The 19469-nt window shown below is 71.5% G+C and carries 19 protein-coding genes; 12 read left to right on the top strand and 7 right to left on the bottom strand.

All coding sequences use genetic code 11. From position 1 onward, the window contains the following. The first annotated feature begins 44 nt into the window (after positions 1–44). A complete protein-coding gene (locus tag B072_RS0114660; protein ID WP_018530708.1) occupies positions 45–1487 on the top strand; it encodes a PLP-dependent aminotransferase family protein in 1443 nt (480 codons plus the stop codon). A gap of 23 nt (positions 1488–1510) precedes the next feature. Here B072_RS0114660 and B072_RS0114655 read toward each other — a convergent pair whose 3' ends face one another. Next, the gene (locus B072_RS0114655; RefSeq protein ID WP_078506426.1) at positions 1511–1831 is read right to left on the bottom strand and encodes a DUF5955 family protein; all 321 of its coding nucleotides are present in this window, start codon (positions 1829–1831) and stop codon (positions 1511–1513) included. A 233-nt stretch (positions 1832–2064) separates the two neighbouring features. On the opposite strand from B072_RS0114655, the gene B072_RS0114650 reads away from it, so the two are divergent. Beyond that, positions 2065–2667, top strand: a complete 603-nt coding sequence (locus B072_RS0114650; RefSeq protein ID WP_018530706.1) for a nucleotidyltransferase family protein — start codon at positions 2065–2067, stop codon at positions 2665–2667. 199 nt (positions 2668–2866) lie between these two features. After that, entirely contained in the window at positions 2867–4489 is a 1623-nt protein-coding gene (gene aceB / locus B072_RS0114645) for a malate synthase A (protein WP_018530705.1), read from the top strand. Between the two features lie 216 nt (positions 4490–4705). On the opposite strand, the gene B072_RS0114640 is transcribed toward aceB, so the two are convergent. The 3 genes from B072_RS0114640 to B072_RS0114630 form a co-directional block, all read right to left on the bottom strand. Beyond that, positions 4706–5614 carry a HipA family kinase gene (locus B072_RS0114640; protein ID WP_026245829.1) on the bottom strand — a complete coding sequence of 303 codons (909 nt, stop codon included), beginning with the start codon at positions 5612–5614 and terminating at the stop codon, positions 4706–4708. A gap of 75 nt (positions 5615–5689) precedes the next feature. Further along, positions 5690–6961: an arginine deiminase gene (locus B072_RS0114635; protein WP_018530703.1), complete on the bottom strand. Its 1272-nt coding sequence runs from the start codon at positions 6959–6961 to the stop codon at positions 5690–5692. A gap of 51 nt (positions 6962–7012) precedes the next feature. Next, on the bottom strand, positions 7013–8479 hold the full coding sequence (locus tag B072_RS0114630) for a basic amino acid/polyamine antiporter (protein ID WP_018530702.1): 1467 nt from the start codon (positions 8477–8479) through the stop codon (positions 7013–7015). Positions 8480–8558: 79 nt separating this feature from the next. Between B072_RS0114630 and B072_RS0114625 the strand changes: the two genes are divergently transcribed. From B072_RS0114625 to B072_RS0114610, 4 genes are all read left to right on the top strand, one after another. Then, entirely contained in the window at positions 8559–9653 is a 1095-nt protein-coding gene (locus B072_RS0114625) for a hypothetical protein (RefSeq protein WP_018530701.1), read from the top strand. 19 nt (positions 9654–9672) lie between these two features. Beyond that, the gene (locus B072_RS0114620; protein WP_018530700.1) at positions 9673–10299 is read left to right on the top strand and encodes an FxLYD domain-containing protein; all 627 of its coding nucleotides are present in this window, start codon (positions 9673–9675) and stop codon (positions 10297–10299) included. 82 nt (positions 10300–10381) lie between these two features. After that, complete coding sequence (locus tag B072_RS0114615; protein WP_018530699.1) at positions 10382–11653, top strand: VWA domain-containing protein; 1272 nt, start codon at positions 10382–10384, stop codon at positions 11651–11653. Beyond that, positions 11653–12417 carry a hypothetical protein gene (locus B072_RS0114610; protein WP_026245828.1) on the top strand — a complete coding sequence of 255 codons (765 nt, stop codon included), beginning with the start codon at positions 11653–11655 and terminating at the stop codon, positions 12415–12417. Before B072_RS0114615 ends, B072_RS0114610 begins: the two co-directional genes overlap by 1 nt. A gap of 217 nt (positions 12418–12634) precedes the next feature. Here the strand turns inward: B072_RS0114610 and B072_RS0114605 are convergent, their stop codons facing one another. Further along, complete coding sequence (locus B072_RS0114605; protein WP_018530697.1) at positions 12635–13276, bottom strand: winged helix-turn-helix transcriptional regulator; 642 nt, start codon at positions 13274–13276, stop codon at positions 12635–12637. A gap of 106 nt (positions 13277–13382) precedes the next feature. Here B072_RS0114605 and B072_RS0114600 point away from each other — a divergent pair, with 106 nt between their 5' ends. The 3 genes from B072_RS0114600 (at position 13383) to B072_RS0114590 (ending at position 15865) form a co-directional block, all read left to right on the top strand. Continuing rightward, positions 13383–14591 carry a pyridoxal phosphate-dependent aminotransferase gene (locus B072_RS0114600; RefSeq protein ID WP_018530696.1) on the top strand — a complete coding sequence of 403 codons (1209 nt, stop codon included), beginning with the start codon at positions 13383–13385 and terminating at the stop codon, positions 14589–14591. Beyond that, on the top strand, positions 14588–15208 hold the full coding sequence (locus B072_RS0114595) for a hypothetical protein (protein ID WP_018530695.1): 621 nt from the start codon (positions 14588–14590) through the stop codon (positions 15206–15208). The genes B072_RS0114600 and B072_RS0114595 overlap by 4 nt, the downstream gene beginning before the upstream one ends. A gap of 114 nt (positions 15209–15322) precedes the next feature. Further along, positions 15323–15865, top strand: a complete 543-nt coding sequence (locus B072_RS0114590; protein WP_018530694.1) for an LppU/SCO3897 family protein — start codon at positions 15323–15325, stop codon at positions 15863–15865. A 401-nt stretch (positions 15866–16266) separates the two neighbouring features. Here the strand turns inward: B072_RS0114590 and B072_RS0114585 are convergent, their stop codons facing one another. Then, positions 16267–17001: a hypothetical protein gene (locus tag B072_RS0114585; RefSeq protein ID WP_018530693.1), complete on the bottom strand. Its 735-nt coding sequence runs from the start codon at positions 16999–17001 to the stop codon at positions 16267–16269. A 64-nt stretch (positions 17002–17065) separates the two neighbouring features. Here B072_RS0114585 and B072_RS0114580 point away from each other — a divergent pair, with 64 nt between their 5' ends. Together B072_RS0114580 and B072_RS0114575 are read left to right on the top strand one after the other, a co-directional pair. Then, positions 17066–17542 carry a hypothetical protein gene (locus B072_RS0114580; protein ID WP_234018855.1) on the top strand — a complete coding sequence of 159 codons (477 nt, stop codon included), beginning with the start codon at positions 17066–17068 and terminating at the stop codon, positions 17540–17542. Between the two features lie 38 nt (positions 17543–17580). Further along, the gene (locus tag B072_RS0114575; RefSeq protein WP_018530691.1) at positions 17581–18123 is read left to right on the top strand and encodes a hypothetical protein; all 543 of its coding nucleotides are present in this window, start codon (positions 17581–17583) and stop codon (positions 18121–18123) included. A 16-nt stretch (positions 18124–18139) separates the two neighbouring features. Here the strand turns inward: B072_RS0114575 and B072_RS0114570 are convergent, their stop codons facing one another. Then, a complete protein-coding gene (locus B072_RS0114570; RefSeq protein ID WP_018530690.1) occupies positions 18140–19450 on the bottom strand; it encodes an SWIM zinc finger family protein in 1311 nt (436 codons plus the stop codon). Between the last annotated feature and the right edge of the window lie 19 nt (positions 19451–19469).

Genomic DNA, 19469 nt, shown 5'->3' with positions numbered 1-19469 from the left:
AATATCGGAGATGTGGCATGGCGGGTGGACCGGTGGTCCGGAGCATGGACAGTCTCGGCAGCAGGCGGCTCGCCGAGCTGGTGACCGGGACGACGGCGGGGCGGCGGCCCGGCTACCGGGCGCTCGCGCAGGGCGTGCGCACGCTGCTGCTCGACGGGCGGATCCCGCTGCGCGCGCGGCTGCCCGCGGAGCGCGAGTTCGCCGGGGCCCTCGGGGTCAGCCGGGCCACGGTCACGGCCGCGTACGACCTGCTGCGGGAGAGCGGGTACGCGCACAGCAGGCGCGGCTCCGGGACCTGGACCGAGCTGCCGGAGGGGGCGCGGCCGACCAGTGTCGCCACCCCGGCCGCCGGGGACGACGTGATCGACCTGGCCATCGCGGCACCGGGCGCCGTCGCCGAGGAGCTGACGGCGGCGTACGCCGGGGCGGCGCCCGATGTGGCCCGGCACGCGGTGACCCCCGGCTATCACCCGTTCGGCCTGCCGGAGCTGCGGGCCGCGATCGCCGAGCGGTACACCCGGCGCGGCCTTCCCACGCTGCCGGACCAGATCCTGGTCACGACCGGCGCCCAGCAGGCCGTCTCGCTCACGCTCACACTGCTCGGGCGGCCCGGCGACCGGATCGTGGTGGAGAACCCGTCGTACGCCAACGCCCTTTCCGTCATACGGCAGTTGGGGTTGCGGGCCGCTCCCGTCCCGGTCACCGAGGACGGGTGGGACGCGGAGCTGTTCGGCGCGGCGCTGCGGCAGTCGGCGCCCCGGCTCGCCTATCTCATCCCGGACTTCCAGAACCCGACGGGCCGCCTCATGCCGCCCGAGCAGCGGCAGCAGGTGATCGCCGCGGCACGGGCGACCGGCACCTGGCTGGTCGTCGACGAGACGGTCGCGGACATCGGGCTCGACCTGCCGAGGCCCGCCCCGTTCGCCTCGCTCGCGGGCTCCGGCGGCGGTGAACAGATCGTCACCGTCGGCTCGTTGAGCAAGGGGCACTGGAGCGGGCTGCGGGTCGGCTGGGTACGGGCGGGCACGCGGCTGATCACCGAGCTGACGGCGCTGCGGGTCACCGCGGACATGTCCGGTTCCGTGCTCGACCAGCTGGTGGCGGGGCGGCTCATCGAGCGCGAGACGGAGGTGCTGCGGCACCGGCTTCCGGTCCTGCGGGCGCAGCGCGACCATCTGGCGGACGCGCTGAGCCGTGAATTCCCGCAGTGGCGCTGGAAGTTGCCGCCCGGCGGCATGTCGCTCTGGGTCGACCTGGGGCGCCCCGTCGCCTCGGCGCTGTCCCGGGCCGCACTGCGGCACGGGGTACGGATCGAGGGCGGGTCACGGTTCGGCGCGGACCCCGGGACCTTCGAGCACCGGCTGCGCTTCCCCTATACGCAGCCGGTGGAGGTCATCGACGAGGCGGTGCGCCGGATCGCGGCGGCGGTGGACGGCGGGCTCGGCACGGCGGGCGACGAGCCGGGGCGGCCGCACTGGGTGGCGTAGGCCGTCCGATCCGCCACCTCTATTCAGTTCCTGGCGGGTGGTGTGCCCCCGAACAGATCCACCGCGCCCCGCACTTGGGTCAGCGCCCCGGACAGTGCGCTCACCGAGCCGATCGCCCCCGCGACCAGCAGCAGCGACCGCCGGAGCCGCGGCACCTCGGGCCGCCCGCCGCTCGCCATCGCGTCCAGCGCCGCGAGCTCGTCCTCGGCGATGCCCCGGTCCGGGAACTCGGCCGGGTGGGCGGCCAGTTCGCGGCGCAGCCGGGACACGGCGGTGCGCAACTCCGCCACCCGCGGATCCTCGTCACTGCCCGTCACAAGCCTCTGCTCCACGCTCCGCAACACAGCTCTCCCCCTCGCACGTCGTTGTGCGCCTGTCGTGACCCCCGGGCCGAACGGTGGTCAGACACTCAACCAGGTTTTGTGGGCGCCCAGTTAACGCCACACCGGACGGTGACGCCAGTCTGTTGCGCAGGACAACTGCCGAGCTTCCGAGAGTCTTCACACCGGACGGCGACATCGATCCGCGCGGCCGACCGGTACGCCGCGACGCCCGCTCCGTGCGGTAAGCAGGAGCCATGACGACGACAGAGACGGACACGGTCGCGGGGCTGCTGCTCGCCGCGGGTGGCGGGCGGCGGCTCGGCGGGCGCCCCAAGGCGCTGCTGTCCCACCGGGGGCGGCCGCTGGTGGAGCACGCGGCAGGCGTTCTGCGCGCCGGGGGATGCGATCCGCTGCACGTGGTACTCGGGGCGGCGGCCGGCGACGTGAGGGAGCGGGCCGTGCTCGACGGGTGCGTGGTGGTGGAGAACCCGGACTGGGCGGACGGCATGGGGTCGTCGCTGCGGGCCGGGCTCGACTCCCTCGCCGCGACCGACGCGACGGCGGCCCTGGTCCTGCTCGTCGACCAGCCGGGCATCGGCGAGGCCGCGGTGGCCCGGGTGCGGGCGGCGTACCGCTCGCCCGGGTCCCTCGTGGCGGCCGCGTACGACGGCGAGCGCGGGCACCCGGTGTTGTTCGGGCGCGAGCACTGGGCCGGGATCGCGGCGAGTGCGAGCGGCGATCGCGGGGCACGCGCGTACCTCAAGGAGCATGCCGGCGCGGTGGAGCTCGTGGAGTGCGGCGACATCGCCGAGGCGTACGACATCGACACCGAAGCGGATCTCCAGCACCTTCGGTGAAGGAGGTGGCACCGAGCGCCACGGTCTGTCGACCCAGAGAATCTCGACATCAACAAACCATTGAACTTCCACAATGAGGAAACTAGTATCCACTGATCAGAAGGGCAGGTCCCCCGAAGCGGGGCCAGCAGCCGTACCCAGGCGCGCCCGGCACCCCGTGCCGACGTCCGCGCCCGCTCGCTGAAGGAAGTGACAGTTCATGTCCGCACCAGCGCCGTCCCCGCTGGCCATCGTCGACGCCGCGCCCCTGCCCCGGCAGGACGAGGTGCTCACCGACGCGGCCCTCGCCTTCGTGGCCGAGCTGCACCGGCTGTTCACGCCCCGGCGTGACGAGCTCCTCGCCCGCCGCGCCGAGCGCCGCGCCGAGATCGCCCGCACCTCCACGCTCGACTTCCGCCCGGAGACCGCCTCGATCCGCGAGGACGACACCTGGAAGGTCGCCGAGGCCCCGGCCGCTCTGAACGACCGCCGTGTCGAGATCACCGGCCCCACCGACCGCAAGATGACGATCAACGCCCTCAACTCGGGCGCCAAGGTCTGGCTCGCCGACTTCGAGGACGCCTCGGCGCCGACCTGGGAGAACGTCATCGGGGGTCAGCTGAACCTGACCGCCGCCTACAACCGCTCGATCGACTTCACCGACGAGCGCACCGGCAAGTCGTACGCGCTGAAGTCCGCCGACGAGCTCGCCACGGTCGTCATGCGCCCGCGCGGCTGGCACCTCAACGAGCGCCATCTGGTCGACGAGAACGGCAAGGCCGTCCCCGGCGCCCTGGTCGACTTCGGCCTCTACTTCTTCCACAACGCCAAGCGCCTCATCGAGCTCGGCAAGGGCCCCTACTTCTACCTCCCGAAGACGGAGTCGTACCTGGAGGCCCGCCTCTGGAACGAGATCTTCGTCTTCGCCCAGGACTACGTCGGCATCCCGCAGGGCACCGTCCGCGCCACCGTCCTCATCGAGACGATCACGGCCGCGTACGAGATGGAGGAGATCCTCTACGAGCTGCGCGACCACGCCTCCGGCCTGAACGCGGGCCGCTGGGACTACCTCTTCTCCATCGTCAAGAACTTCCGTGACGGCGGCCAGAAGTTCGTCCTCCCGGACCGCAACCTGGTCACGATGACGGCCCCCTTCATGCGGGCGTACACCGAGCTGCTCGTCCGCACCTGCCACAAGCGCGGCGCGCACGCGATCGGCGGCATGGCGGCCTTCATCCCGTCCCGCAAGGACGCCGAGGTCAACAAGGTCGCGTTCGAGAAGGTCCGCGCCGACAAGGACCGCGAGGCGGGCGACGGCTTCGACGGCTCCTGGGTCGCGCACCCGGACCTCGTCCCGATCGCGATGGAGTCCTTCGACAAGGTCCTCGGCGAGAACCCGAACCAGAAGAACCGCCTGCGCGAGGACGTCTCCGTGGCGGCCGGCGACCTGATCGCCATCGACTCCCTCGACGCAAAGCCCACCTACGACGGCCTCGTCAACGCCGTCCAGGTCGGCATCCGCTACATCGAGGCCTGGCTGCGCGGCCTCGGCGCCGTCGCGATCTTCAACCTCATGGAGGACGCGGCCACCGCCGAGATCTCCCGCTCGCAGATCTGGCAGTGGATCAACGCCGGTGTCGTCTTCGACAACGGCCAGACCGTCACCGCCGACCTGGCCCGCAAGGTCGCCGCCGAGGAACTGGCGAACATCAAGGCCGAGATCGGCGAGGACGCCTTCGCGGCGGGCAAGTGGCAGCAGGCCCACGACCTGCTGCTCCAGGTCTCCCTGGACGCGGACTACGCGGACTTCCTGACGCTCCCGGCCTACGAGCAGCTGGGCTGACGCCCTTCCGCACGACATGACGAAGCCCCCGGCACCGCACAGCGCCGGGGGCTTCGTCGTGTTCGTCCTCGTCCGCGGGCCCGGTGGGGGCCGGTCGCGCCGTTCCCCGCGCCCCTGAAAGGCCCACGGCCTTCAGGGGAAGCTGCGCGCAGCGCATGCTTCAGGGGCGCGGGGAACGGCGCGAGAAGCCCCACCGGCAGTCAGCCGACGAACTGCTCACCCGAGGTGCACCGACCAATCCTGTTCCGCCGCCGGCTTGCCGTGCAGGTCGGGGACCCGCTTGAGCCAGGCCGGGCGGCCCTTCTGGGTCGCGGCGGCCCGCCGGGCGTCGGCGGCCGCCAGTTCGTCGCGGGTGGGGAAGTCCGTGGGCAGCCAGGACGCGGAAGCGCGGGCGCGGGCCAGCAGGTACGTGACGTACGCGTCCCGCGCCTCGTCCGGGGTCGGGAAGTCGGTCGTGAGCCAGGCGTCCGGGACCAGGGCGAGGACCTCGCGCAGCAGCGCCTCCGTCACCTTCGGAGAAAGCTCCGCGTCGGCGGCGCGGGTGTCGGGGCCGTAGCCGCCCAGCGCGTGGTGCTTGAAGTCGTACGCCCGCTCGGGCGCGGCCCCGTCCCAGCGGTGGTGGAAGACGAGGGCGGCCCCGTGGTCGATGAGCCACAGCTTCGGTGGGGCGGTGCCGAACGTCGGCCAGACCATCAGGTTCGAACTGTGCACGGTGCGGTCGACGTTGACCGTGAACGCGTCGAGCCAGACGATGCGGCCCGCTTCGAGGGGATCGACGGGGAAGACCGCCGCGATGTCCGGGGTGAAGTCCCGCGCGCCCGGCAGGTAGTCCATGCCGAGGTTGAGACCGGCGCTCGCGCTCAGCAGGTCCTGGACCTCCTGGTGCGGTTCGTCGGCGGCGACGGCCGGGTCGAAGCGGGCGAGGACCAGTTCGGGGAAGCGCAGGCCGAGCCGGCGGGCCAGCTCCCCGACGACGATCTCGGCGACCAGCGCCTTGACGCCCTGCGCGGAGCCGGTGAACTTCAGGACGTACGTGCCGAGGTCGTCGGCCTCGACGACCCCGGGGACCGAGCCGCCGCTGTGCAGCGGGGTGACGTAGCGGGTCGCCGTGACTTCTCTCAGCATCTCCGCCACCCCTTGCCACCTGCTGTTACCCGCTCCGGCACGAAGTGGTCATAGTAGCCGTGCGGTCCGGCCCGCTCAGAAGTCGACCGGGTCACGGACGATCGGGCAGGTCATGCAGTGGCCACCGCCCCGGCCGCGGCCCAGCTCGGCGCCCACGATGGTGATGACCTCGACCCCGGCCTTGCGCAGCAGCGTGTTGGTCTGGGTGTTGCGGTCGTACGTGAAGACGACGCCGGGTTCGAGGGCGACGGCGTTGTTGCCGCTGTCCCACTGCTGGCGTTCGGAGGCGTACACGTCGCCGCCGGTCTCGATGACCCGCAGGCCTCCATCGATCCCGAGCGCCTTCCCTACGACATCCACGAAGGGCGTCGAGCCCTCGTCGGTGATGTCGAGTCCCGGTGCCTTGTCGCTCGGCCGCAGCGTGAACGTGTGCACCGAGTCCATGATCCGGGGATAGAGCGTGACGATGTCGCGGTCGGCGAAGGTGAAGACGGTGTCCAGGTGCATCGCCGAGCGCAGCCGGGGCATGCCGGCGACGATGACGCGCTCGGCCGCGCCCCGCTCGAACAGGGCGGCGGCGACCTGGGTGATGGCCTGCCGCGACGTACGTTCACTCATGCCCATCAGAACCACGCCGTTGCCGACGGGCATGATGTCGCCGCCCTCGAACGTGGCCTGCCCCCAGTCCCGTTCGGGGTCCCCCCACCACACGGTCGAGCCCACGAAGTCGGGGTGGAACCCGTACACCGCCTTCATCAGGAGGGTCTCGTCGTGGCGGGCGGGCCAGTACAGCGGGTTGAGGGTGAGGCCGCCGTACAGCCAGCACGTGGTGTCGCGGGTGTAGAGGGTGTTGGGCAGCGGCGGCATCAGGTACTCGCGCACACCGGTCGACTCCCGGGCCAGGGACACGTACGGCGAGCGGAAGTCGTCCGGCAGGTCGGTGGTGGCCAAGCCGCCGATGAGGTGCTCGGCGAGCTGCTTCGGGTCCAGGCCCTCCAGGAAGGCGCGCGTGTCGTCGATGAGGCCGACGCCGACCTGGTTCGCCACGATCTTGCGGTCCAGGAGCCAGCTCTTCGCCTCCGGGATCGCCATGGTCCGCGCCAGCAGATCGTGCAGTTCGACGACCTCGACACCGCGCTGCGTCAGCTTGTTGACGAAGTCGGCGTGGTCGCGCTGAGCGTTCTCCACCCACATGACGTCGTCGAAGAGCAGGTCGTCCGAGTTGGTCGGGGTGAGCCTGCGGTGTGCGAGGCCGGGCGCGCACACGAGGACCTTGCGCAGCCGGCCCACCTCGGAGTGGACGCCGTAGGAGGCGGAAGCGGGGGTCGTGTCGTGGTCGTCGGTCACGGTGTGCCTTCCGAAGAGTTCCTGGAGTCGACGGGTCGGTCTACGGGGGCCTCAGAGACTGATCCAGCCCACCGCCAGCGCCACGACACCGAGCACGGCGCCGATGACGGAGACGGCCAGGATGATCAGCTCGCGGCCGGAGAAGAGGCGTCGGCCCTGCTCGCGGCGGGCCATCACGAAGAGGATCGTGGCGGGGGCGTAGAAGATGAACGAGACGAGGACGAACTTGAGCCCGGCCGCGTACAGCAGGAACGCCGTGTAGACCGTGGCGAGCGCGGCCACCACCAAGTCCGAGGAGAAGCCGGTGCCGCCGCCGACGGTGCGCGGATCGGGCCGCAGCGCGATCTTCAGGGCGAACCCGGCGGCCAGCAAGAACGGGATCAGCGTCAGTGAACTGGTCAGATCGAGCGCGAAGTTGAAGGCGTCGTCCGAGAACATCGTGATGACGAGGACGATCTGGGACAGGATCGTCGTCATCAACAGCGCGGGCACGGGCACGTCCTCGGCGGTCGCGCGGCCCAGGAAGCGCGGCATGTCCTCGTCCTTGGCGGCGACGAACAGCACCTCCGCGGCCATCAGCGTCCAGGCCAGATAGGCGCCGAGCACCGAGATGATCAGGCCGACGCTGACGAAGACCTGGCCCCAGGTGCCGACGGCCTCCTCCAGGACTCCGGCCATCGACGGCTGGCGCAGCTCGGCGATCTCGCTCATCGGCAGGATCCCGTACGAGACGATCGTGACCGAGGCGAAGATCGCGAAGACGCTGAGGAAACCGAGGATGGTGGCCCGGCCGACGTCCTCGCGCCGCTTGGCGTGCCGGGAGTAGACGCTGGCGCCCTCGACGCCGAGGAAGACGAAGACGGTGGCGAGCATGGTGCCGCGGACCTGGTTGAACAGGGAGCCCGCGTAGTCGGCGCCGCCCCAGTTCTCGGCGAAGACGTGCGGCTTGAAGAAGAACAGGGCCAGGATGACGAAGACGACGATCGGGACGAGCTTGGCGACGGTGACGATCCGGTTGATCGCCGCGGCCTCTTTGACGCCGCGGCGGATGAGCAGGAAGAACGCCCACAGGCCCACCGAGGAGAGGCCGATCGCGAGGAGCGTGTCGCCGTCGCCGAGGGCCGGGGCGATCGCGCCGATCGTGGACATGATCAGGACCCAGTACGTCACGTTGCCGACGCAGGCACTGGCCCAGTAGCCGAACGCGGAGAAGAATCCGAGGTACTCGCCGAAGCCCGCCTTGGCGTACGCGTACACACCGGCGTCCAGGTCGGGCCGGCGCAGCGCGAGCCGCTGGAAGACGAAGGCCAGCATCAGCATGCCGGCGCCCGCGACCACCCAGGCGATGAGCGCTCCGGCGACTCCGGTCTCGTCCGCGAACCGGCGGGGGAGCGAGAAGACGCCCGCGCCGACCATGGAGCCGACGACCATCGTCGTCAGAGTGAACAGCGTCAGCTTGGCGGCACGTGGCGCGGTCTCCGGCGCGCTCGGTGGCGTGGTCCCTGAAGCCTGATCCATACGTTTCAGTTTTCTCCTCGACCGTACCTTTATGCACCTTTTGCGGCTTTCGTTGACCTATAGGCAGTATGGAGGCCTTATGGACACCTCCCTCACCTCAGCCGCCCTCGACGAACTCCGCCGACAGCGCCCCTATCCGGCGGTGTCCCTGACCCTGCCCACGCATCGGCGCAGGCCTGAGAACGCCCAGGACCCGGTCCGGCTGAACAACCTTGTGCAGGAGGCGGTGCGCCGCCTCGAAGCGGACCCCGGCGTGACCGCGGAGCGCCGCGACGACGTGGTCGCGCGGCTCGGAGAAGCGGTCGCGGAGACCGACCTCGCCCACGCGGCGGACGGTCTGCTGGTCTTCGCCGCGCCCGGTGAGCACCACGTCTGGGCCGTCGACCGCCCGGTGCCCGAGCGCGTCGTCGTCGCCGACAGCTTCCTCACCCGCAACCTGGTCGCCGCCGACGCCGCGGCCCGGCGCTACTGGGTGCTGACGGTCGCCGCCGACCGGATCGCCCTGTGGGCGGGCCGTGGCGAGCGCGTCACGCACGACTTCGATCACGGGTTCCCGATGGAGCGGGACCTCGACGATCCCGATGCCGAGCGCAAGGAGCGGATCGGTGATCTGCCGAGCGCCTTCCGCGACGAGCGGACCCGCCAGTTCTTCCGGGACGCGGACGCGGCGCTCACCGTGCTGCTCGCCACCGAGCGGGGTCCCCTCTACGTCACGGGTGAGCCGGCCGCGCTCTCCCTGCTCGGCGAGGTCGGCGACGCCGCGCACGGCGCGGTCCAGGTGCCGTTCGGCGGGCTCGCCCACGGCACCGCGGACGCCGTCGCCAGGGCCGTCGCCCCGGCGCGCGCCACCGACGCCGAACGCCTGGTCGCCGAGGCACTGGCCGGCCTGGACCGGGCGCGCGGCGGTCACACGTACGCGGCCGGGGTCGACGAGGTGTGGCAGAAGGCGTCCGACGGCCGGATCCACCGGCTGGTCGTGGAGGAGAACTTCCGCGTCACCGTGCGGGCGGGCGAGGGGCACCTGGAGCCCGCGCAGGACAGCGACCTCGACGCGGTGCACGACGTCGTCGACGAGATCGTCGAGTCCGCCCTGGAGACAGGGGCCGAGGTCGTCTTCGTCCCCGACGACGCCCTCACCGAAGCCGGGCACATCGCCGCGGTTCTACGTTTCTGACCTCTGAAGGGAATGGACCATGAGTGCAGGCAGGGCTTTCCGGCGCTCCCGGCGTACGGCCGCCTCGATCGCCGTGTGCGCGGCGACGGGCATGCTGGCGCTCGCCGCGTGCAGCACCGAGAGCAACGACAGCACCGGGGCGAGTGCCAGCGCGCGGCCGACGGCCCCCGACGCGTCGAACTTCTCCGGTGAGCCGCCCTCGGCGCTGGCCTCCAGCGCCGCGTCGAAGAAGGCGGAGGTCAAGGAGTCGGCCTCCGCGGCGGCCGAGTCGGCGTCGCAGCGCGCCCACGACTTCGAGGCGTCGGTCTCCGCCGAGGTGGAGCGCAACCGGCAGGAGTTCACGCGCGAACTGGACAAGGCCGACGGACAGGGCAATGCCATGAACAGCGTCTCGCTGACCGGCAAGCCCCTGGCGCAGACCGACAACGTGCGCGCTCTGGTGGTCAACATCACCAACAAGACCGACGAGAAGGCCTCTTACGCGGTGCAGGTCGACTTCAAGGACGCGGACGGCAAGGTGGTGGAATCCACGGTCGTCGGCGCCCAGGACCTCGACCCCGGCGACCGGGCACAGCCGCTGGCCATCAGCACGAAGCCGCCGGAGCCTCACCTCAAGGCGGAGATCGCCAAGGCGCAGCGGTACTGACGCACGGGGCAGGCGGCCTGACGGCAGGTCAGTGACTCCGCTCGTTTTGGCTCAGGACCACCCTGATCCATAAGATCCGCCGATGATCACAAGACAACGGCTGGCGGCGGGGCTCTGCGCCCTGCTCGCCGCCCTGGCCGTCGGCGGCCTGCCGCCCACGCAGGCGTCCGCGGACGAGACCGACCAGAAACCCGCACCCCAGGTCGAACTCGTCCTCGACGTCAGCGGATCCATGCGCGCCCGCGACATGGACGGCGGCTCGCGGATGGCGGCGGCGAAGCAGGCGTTCAACGAGGTCCTCGACGCGACCCCCGAAGAGGTCCGACTCGGGATACGGACGCTCGGGGCCAACTACCCCGGCGACGACCGCAAGACGGGCTGCAAGGACACGGAACAGCTCTATCCCGTGGGCCCGTTGGACCGCACCGAGGCGAAGACCGCCGTGGCCACGCTGCAGCCCACCGGCTGGACCCCGATCGGCCCGGCCCTGCTCAAGGCGGCCGGCGACTTCGGCTCCGGCGAGGGCTCCAAGCGCATCGTCCTCATCAGCGACGGCGAGGACACCTGCCAGCCGCTCGACCCGTGCGAGGTGGCGCGCGAGATCTCCGCCAAGGGCATCGGCCTGACCATCGACACGCTCGGTCTGGTCGCCGACGCCAAGACGCGCGAGCAGCTGTCCTGCATCGCCGACGCCACCGGCGGTACGTACACGGCGGTCCACCACAAGGACCAACTGACGGACAAGGTCGGCCAGTTGGTGGACCGGGCGGCCGACCCGGTGGTCACGCCGGTGGCCGTCGAGGGCGCCGCCCAGTGCGCGAGCGCGCCGCAGATCAAGTCCGGCCTCTACACCGACCGCGAGAAGTTCGGCGAGCACCGCTTCTACCGCGTCGACGTCGAACCGGGCCAGGAGCTGCGCGCCTCGGTGAGCGTCGCGGCGGACCGGGCCGTCAACCAGGACTACGGCGTGCTGCTGCGCGCGGTCACCACGCACGGCCGGGAGATCGTGCGCGGCCAGGAGTCGGGCGACGGCCGCACCGACGCCATCTCGACGGGCCTGCGCTATCCCAAGCCGGACCAGGACGACGACGATGCCGCAGCGGGCACCGAGACGGTCTGCCTCCAGGTCTCCAACTCCTTCTCCGCGCCCGCCTCGGTCAAGACGACGCCGGGCCTCCCGGTCGAGCTGACGGTCGATCTGGTGGACGGCCCGGACCAGGCGTCCGACGTGGCCGCGTTCGGGCTCGGCAACGGCTGGTGGCTGCTGGCCGCGCTCGTCGTGGTCGGCTTCCTCGCGGGCGTCGTCTGGGGCTGGATCTCGCGCTGGCGTGTCGCCGTCTGGAGGACGAACTGATGCGACGTACAAGACTGTTGACGGGCGCGCTGCTGGGCGCCGCCACCGCACTGCTCGCGCTGGCGGGACCGGTCGCCGCGGCCGATGACGACGACGCCGCGCAGAAGGCGCCCACCGAGGCGGGTACCTCCTTCCGCACCGCGGCGCAGATGCAGCAGGACCAGAAGGCGACGGCGAGCGCGTCGACCGGCGACTACCTGTACTGGTCGTTCCCGGCCGACTCCGGCCGGCGGCCGACGCTGAAGGCGACCGTCGACCTGTCGGACTCCCAGGCCCGGCACGGCGCGCAGACCTGGCGCATCGACGTGTACGACGGACTGCGCCGCCGCCAGTCCTGCATGTACGGGACGCAGGCGCGCACGGTGGAGGCGGCGGCGACCCGCGTGGACCTCGCCTGCACGCTGCGCACGGTGCGGGCCTGGTCGGAGCCGTGGGCGAACGACCCGCTGCCCGGCACGTACTACGTGCGCCTGACGGTGACCTCGCTCGCCGACACCGACCTGGGCCAGCCGGTGTCGGCGTCGGTCGAGGCGCGGTCGAAGGAGATCGGCGGGACGGCGGCGGTCGACGGCACCCTGTCGACTCCGCTGGTGCCCGGGACGACGGCCTCGGCCGAGAAGGCGGCACCGACGGACGGCTGGTCGTCCGGCTGGTGGACCAGCCGGTGGCTGTGGACGGCGGCGGGCGCGGTGCTGGCGGCGCTCGCGGGTATCGGGGGGTACGCCCTGACACGCGGCTCGGGGCGTCCGGTCTCGGCGCCGTAGGGGCTCCTGGTTCGTGGGCGGGTGCGGGGGCGTGGGGGCTGGTCGCGCAGTCACCCGCGCCCCTGCCGGATCGCCGTAACTCCGCCTACCGATCAGTATCCGCCGGTGCGTCGTGGTTGCTCGCGCAGTTCCCCGCGCCCCTGAAGGCCGCAGGTTCTTCAGGGGCGCGGGTGACTGCGCGAGAAGCCCCACCGGGCCCGCGCCCGCCCGCGAACCGTCACCCCCCGACGGCGACGAGGGACTTGGCCAAGGCACCGTCCCCCTCGACGACGACCCGCCCCGCACGCACCGCCTCCACCAACCCCAGCGCCCCCTCGGCGACGGCCCCGCACACCTCCGCGTCCAGGGTCAGCCGCACATCGGCCGGACCCTCCGCGTACGCCCCGTCCCCGTAGACCGGCCCCCCGGAAGAGCCGACGCGCACATGGAACTCCCCTTCCTCCAGGTGCACATCGACCACCCCGGACTCCCCCAGCCCCTCCAGCTGCCGCAGCAACGGCAGGGCGAGCCAGTGCGCCCGCACCGCGTCCGTGGGCCGCCGCTCGGCGAGCCCCGGCGCCCCCCACTCCCCCAGCGCCTGCAGCACGGGGAGCAACTCCCTTCCGCGCGGCGTGAGTTCATACACGTACGCGGAAGCAGGCGCGGGCAACCGGCGCCGCACGGCGAGCCCGTCCCGCTCCATGTCCTTCAGGCGCGTGGCCAGCATGTCCGTGCTCACGCCGGGCAGATCGGCGTGCAGGTCCGTGTAGCGGCGCGCCCCCGCGAGGAGTTCCCGCACGATCAACAGCGTCCAGCGGTCTCCGACGACGTCGAGAGCGCGGGCGGCGGCGCAGTACTGGTCGTAGCTTCGGCGTGGCATGGCTCGCAGTCTATGCAACTTGTTGGACTTTCCAAGCGCGCACTTGGTAAAACCAAGTAACAACGGTTCAGCACAGTGACACCTGGTCCGCCTGGAGGGCAAGCGCATGGAGTTCCGGCAGTCGAGCAAGCTGAGCGAGGTCTGCTACGAGATCCGCGGCCCGGTGATCGAGCACGCCAACGCGCTGGAGGAGGCGGGCCACAGCGTCCTGCGCCTGAACACCGGCAACCCCGCGCTGTTCGGCTTCGAGGCGCCCGAGGAGATCGTCCAGGACATGATCCGGATGATCCCGCAGGCGCACGGCTACACGGACTCGCGCGGCATCCTCTCGGCCCGCCGCGCCGTCGCCCAGCGCTACCAGACGCTCGGCCTGGAGGTCGACGTCGACGACGTGTTCCTCGGCAACGGCGTCTCCGAGCTGGTCTCCATGGCCGTACAGGCGCTGCTCGAGGACGGCGACGAAGTCCTGATCCCCGCCCCCGACTTCCCTCTGTGGACCGCGGTCACGACCCTGTCCGGCGGCAAGGCCGTGCACTACCTGTGCGACGAACAGGCCGACTGGTACCCGGACCTGGCCGACATGGAGTCGAAGATCACCGATCGCACCAAGGCGGTCGTCATCATCAACCCCAACAACCCGACCGGCGCGGTCTACCCGAAGGAGATCGTCGAGGGCATCCTCGACCTCGCCCGCCGGCACGGCCTGATGGTCCTCGCGGACGAGATCTACGACCAGATCCTCTACGACGACGCGGTGCACCACAGCGCCGCCGCCCTCGCTCCCGACCTCGTCGTCCTCACCTTCTGCGGACTCTCGAAGACGTACCGCGTGGCCGGGTTCCGCTCCGGCTGGCTGGTGATCACCGGTCCGAAGCAGCACGCCAAGGACTACCTGGAGGGCCTGACGATGCTGGCCTCCATGCGGCTGTGCCCGAACGCGCCCGCCCAGTACGCCATCCAGGCCGCGCTCGGCGGCCGCCAGTCCATCCACGAACTCACCGCACCTGGCGGCCGGTTGTACGAGCAGCGCGACAAGGCGTGGGAGAAGCTGAACGAGATCCCGGGCGTCAGCTGCGTCAAGCCCAAGGGGTCGCTGTACGCGTTCCCGCGGCTCGACCCGAAGGTGCACAGGATCGTGGACGACGAGAAGTTCGTCCTCGACCTCCTCCTGCGCGAGAAGATCCAGGTCGTGCAGGGCACCGGCTTCAACTGGCCGCGCCCCGACCACTTCCGGATCCTCACCCTGCCCTACGCTGATGATCTCGATGCCGCGATCAGCCGGATCGGGCGCTTCCTGAGCGGATACCGTCAGTGACCCTCTGCACCACCTGCGCGTACCCGAGCCACACCCAGTTCGCCTCCCCCGGCCTCGTCGGACCGATCGTGTCCGGGGAGTTCGACCGGGCCGAGGACCCGGCCTGGCGGGAGTCGGGCGCGGCGACGGTGGAGGACTACGCGCGCTGGTGCGGGCACCTGTGCGGGGCGACGTGCCTGCGCATGGCACTCGGCGCGGGAGCCCCTTCCCTCTTCGAACTCCGCGACGGAGCCCTGAAGTTCGGGGCGTACACGGTGGACCCCGATGGTGAGATCCACGGCATGATCTACGCGCCTGCCGTTCAGTACGTCCGGGAGGCGCACGGCGTCGACGCGGCGGTGCACCGGGAGCTGACGGCGGACGGCATCGGTGAACTGCTCGACGCGGGGCGGCTCGTGATCGCCTCCGTGCACTACGCGATCCGCCGACCGCACGAGCCGGCACCCGGCAGGGGCGGCCATCTGGTGCTGGTCACGGGCCGGACGGCGGACGGGACGGGCCTGCACTTCCACAACCCGTCGGGCACGGACGCGGCGACGCGCACCGCCGAGCTGCCGGTGGGTCGGTTCGCGGAGTTCTTCGCGGGCCGCGGCATGTCGCTGGCCCCGGCACTCTGAACGGCAACAGGCCTCCCTCGCGACGACATTGGACACACGGGCACCAGGTAGCCTGCGCATGCCAACTTCGCGTTGGGCACCGTCCGCTCAGTCGATCACGGGGGATTACCGGACATGTCCGCACCCATTCCACCGAACAACCAGAACCAGCCGCCGTACGGATACCCGCCGCAGCCGCAGTACGGCTACCAGCAACAACCGCCCTATCAGCAACAACCGCCGTACCAGCAGCACCCGCCCTACGGGCAGCCGCCGCAGGCCCCGCGCCCGAGCGGCCCGCCGCCCGGGCGCGGGCGCGGGGCGCAGGGGGCGATCACCCTCGTCGTCATCATCGCGATCTTCGCCGGCGTGGGCTACTGGGTGTGGGACTACAACACCGACCCCAACGGTGGCAAAGCCAAGGCCGAAGCCTCCCAGTCCGCCAGGGCCGACGAGGCCAAGACGCACAACCCTGGGATCGGTGACTGCGTCAAGGTCGACGACCCCCACGGCGATCCCGTGCCGACGATCGTCGACTGCGGCTCCGCCGAGGCCGAGTACAGGACGGGCGACAAGATGTACGGCGCCGGCCAGACCTGCGCCGCGAAGTACGACTACGGCATCGAGTACCGGACCAACCGGGGCTCCGACTACACCTGGTGCTTCACCAAGGTCTGACCACTGCCGTCGGCGCCGGGAAGAACAGCGGAAAGGCGGCGGCGCCGAGGGCGTAGCCTGCCCTCGGCGCCTTTCGAATGCCGCTCACATCACACGCCGGCACGCTTGAGAACTCCGGTCAGTCGTCAATGTCCCGCGTCCTACCGTTGGACCACCGCCCATCGAGCTGGGCGGGCCGGATTCGAACCGGCAGTTCGGGATCTGGGGCCGGAGCCCGGTCGATCCGGCGATGAGCGGCGCATGCTGAGTCTGGAGCGAGAGTCTGAGATTGACGGCGGTGCGCACGTGCTCTGCGCACCGCGTGGTTCACGACAAGCTTCAGTTTCAGCTTTGCGCTCCTCGCGCACCCCGGCCGTCGCCGTCACGCGGCGCCGCCCGGGGAGTCTTCATCGTAGGGTCCGTCAGCCGAAGAGGTAGCCGAATACCGGGTCGCCGGTGCGCTGGTCGGTGACCTCCGCCGCGTTCGCCTCCTCGCGGGCGAACTTCACCGCCTGCTGCAACTTCTCCACCCGGTCGAGGAGTTGGGACACGCGGCGGGCGGGCAGGGCGCCGGAGAACTTCACCGTCGTCCAGTACCCGACGGGCACGTCCTCGTAGTACACCTCGACCTGCGCCGGGTGCTTCTCGGTGGCCTCCGCCTTCACGTGGTTGCGCGGCACCTTCTTCGTCCGCACGGTGCGCACCGGCTCGGTACGCCAGTCGTCGGTCGACGGGTCCTGCGTCCACGACTCGGCGGCATCGAGCACGGGCAGCTTGCGCACGAACGTGTTGAGGTCGGTCAACTGCTTCTCCAGGAACAGGAGATACGAGACCGGGGCCTGGCGGACGAGCACCTGTCCGTCGACGGTCACGTCGGCGCGCGCCGTGCAGTTCGCCCAGTCCTTCGTGGCGGTCACGTCGAACAGGCGGGTCAGCGACGCGGCGGTCCGTCGCAGGACGTCCTCGGCCCGCACCTGCACGCGGGTCGACTCGGGCGGCAACTGCTCGCCCTCCTCGTCCTTGGGCTGGTACGTGCGCGCGATGCCGGCGAGCAGCGCCGGCTTCTGCAGTCCGTGGTGGGCTGTCGTGAGGTCCTGGTGGGCCTTGGCCTTCACGCCCTTCTCGACAGCGATGATCTGATTGAGTTTCGTGGACACGTCTGTGACGGTAGCGAGGCGCAGGTCGTGAATTCGACTTGTTTTCCTGTGGGTTGGTTCCCGGGTGGAGGAGTACGCAACGGTGGACGCGGCCCTGATCGCGGTGTTCGGCACCCTGCTCGGCTCGATGGTCACGCACTATTTCCAGGGCCGGGCGACGGTGCGCAGCGCCGAGCTGGCGCGCGCGGAGCAGCTGCGGCAGGAGCGGATCTCCAGCTACAGCGCGTTCGCGGGCGCGCTGCACGACTACCGGCGCAGCCAGAACGACCGCTGGTTCCGGGCCCACGAGGACGGGCCGGGCACCCAGGCGGAGGCGTCGCGCTTCGCCTCGTACGAGGCGCGCATGTCGGCGCGGGCCGCTCTGGTGCGGGTGCAACTCGTCTGCGCCGACCCGCAGTTGCGGCATCTTGCCGACGAGGCGTTCGAGTGCACGAACTGTCTGCACGAGGCGGCCGACGAGACCGATCGCGACCGGCGTTCGCAGCGGTGCAAACAGGCGCTGAACGCCTTCGTGGCGGCCGCCGCGCCGACCGTGCACTGAGGCGTGTCGTCGCGCCCCGCGCCGGGCATTTCTCTTCCATGACGGACAAGCCGCTGCTGCTGCTCGACGTGGACGGCCCGCTGAACCCGTACGCCGATCGCTTCGCCCGGCTGCGCGGCTATCGCGCGCACCGGCTGCGCCCCAGCTCCTGGGCGTCACGGCAGGAGCCGGGCTCGCGCCGTCTGCGGCGCGGCCTGAGGGTCGTGCTGCACCCCGGGCACGGGGCGCTGCTGCGGGCGTTGCCGTACGAGCTGGCCTGGGCCACCACGTGGATGCACGAGGCCAACGAGATGATCGCGCCGGCGGTCGGACTGCCTCAGGACCTGCCGGTCATCGAGTGGTCGGAGCTGTTCGCCCCCGATCCGGACGGCCTGTACTGGAAGACGCGCACACTCGTGGAGTGGGCGGCGGGGCGGCCCTTCGTGTGGGTGGACGACATGGTGACCGAGGCCGACGTCGCGTACGTGGCCGAGCGGCACGACGGGCCCGCGCTGCTGCTCACCATCCATCCGCGGCGCGGCCTCAGGGCTGCCGATTTCGCCCGACTGCGTTCCTGGGAAAGGGAGTTGAACGCCGCTTAACCGTGGGCCCGAACGGTCAGCGGCCCAGGATCGAGTCCAGTGCCGCCACCGGGTCCGGGCTCGGCTCGCCGCGCGGCCACCAGTCGTCGCGGCCCGGGTCGGACTCGTAGCCGTACCAGAACCCGTCGCGTCCCAGGCGGAGTTGGACCGACGGGGCGGAGAGGTGGTTGCGGCGCGGGCGGAACTCGGGGTGGCCGAGAGCGAGCAGCGCCGGGCGGGCGCGGTCGAACGGGCCGGCCGGCGGGTCCCACTCCTCCTCCAGGACCGAGAGCCCTTCGAGGCCGCCCTGGCGCCAGGCGGCGACCGCGCGGGCCAGGTCGGCGGGGGTGCGTCCGGTGCCGCGGGCGAGCGAGGCGTAGAGCGTGCGCGTGGCGGCGGTGAGCCCCGAGCCGGGGTGGCCCGCGGCCACGCGTACGGCGTCCTGCCAGGGGGTGAGCCCGGCGATCGGGTCGGTGCCGGTGGTGAGCAGGGCGTGCGCGCGGGCGCCCGCCTCGGTGGCGAGCAGGTCGAGGGCGAGGGGGTCGGGGGCGTGCGGGTGCTGGGGGTAGGAGGGCGGTCGCTCGGGGTGTGCGGGGGCCGGGAACTCCGGTGGCAGGGCGGGGAGTTGGGCGGCACGCTGGGTGTAGAGGTCCCGGGCGGGGACCGTGTCGAGTTCCGGAGCGGACGCCCCGGCCTGTTCGGCGGCCGTGTGCGTGGCGTTGCGCCGGGTGAGCTCGGTCAGCAGCTGCTGCTCGCCGCGGCCGCGCAGCAGGAACAGGACGAACGGGTCCTCGTCGACGAGTCGCGCCGTCTGGTAGCAGAGCGCCGCCGCGTGCTTGCAGGGGTGGGCGCGGTCCGGGCAGGTGCACTCGGGCGTCAGGTCGTCGACCGTCGGCAGCAGGTCCACCACGGCGGCGAGCGCGTGCGGCACGTCCTTGTCGAGCAGCGAGGCCATGTGGTCGGGGCGGGCCGCGGCCGTGTCGAGGAAGCGGTCCCAGGCCTCGTCGGGGAGGGTGCGCAGGCGCAGTTCGGCCCGGTAGGGGCGGGGCCGGGAGCCGTGCACGTACGCGACGACGCGTCCCGGCGTGACGGTGATCGCGTCGACGTGGCCGCGATCGGCGTAGGTGCGTCCGCGGGCGAGGCGGGCCGGGTCGAGGGCGGTGTCCTCCAGGGCCTCCACCCAGGCGTTCCCCCACCAGGTCAGGGCCGCGCCGCCACCGGGCTCGGCACGGGGCGGCAGCGGCGGGAAGGTGCGCCGGTCGTCCATGTGGCGGGCCTGCGCCTGCTCGGCGGCGGTGGCCCGGCCGGGGATGTGCGCGGCACGACCGCGCGTGCGGGCAGGCCTCATCTTGCACCCTCCCGACCGG

Origin of the sequence: Streptomyces sp. HmicA12 (assembly GCF_000373565.1) — a bacterium.
GTDB lineage: Bacteria > Actinomycetota > Actinomycetes > Streptomycetales > Streptomycetaceae > Streptomyces.
The sequence above is the reverse complement of the archived record's forward strand: the minus strand, read 5'-3'. Positions and strand labels throughout refer to the sequence as shown.